The sequence below is a fragment of the Campylobacter sp. US50a genome (assembly GCF_004379015.1).
GTDB lineage: Bacteria > Campylobacterota > Campylobacteria > Campylobacterales > Campylobacteraceae > Campylobacter_D > Campylobacter_D jejuni.
The window spans coordinates 1-294 of the sequence record NZ_RYYJ01000090.1 but is presented as its reverse complement, the minus strand read 5'-3'; the positions used below and the strand labels follow the sequence as shown (position 1 = coordinate 294).

General features: G+C 34.4%; 1 pseudogene. It reads left to right on the top strand.

Annotated features, from left to right (window positions below):
- Window positions 1–294: pseudogene (locus ELQ11_RS09775) on the top strand (conjugal transfer protein TraG); the annotation flags it as partial.

Genomic DNA, 294 nt, shown 5'->3' with positions numbered 1-294 from the left:
TTATACTTGGGGTTATGGCGATGTGATGAATGAAATCATGCAAGCTGTTAAAGGTATAACCACTGAAACAAGTTATATCGTTAATGCAGCCTTAGCTATTTCATTATTGCTTTTTAGTATCAAAAAAGCAATGGATGGACAAACAAATCCTGTGTTTGAATTTGGAAAAATGTTTATACTTTTTGCTGTAGTGTGGCAGATGTTTTTAAGGGCGCCAAATGACAATAGTCACCGCTTCATGATTCACGATGAAGTAACAAGTAAAGATTATGTCATTTCTCAAATTCCTATAGG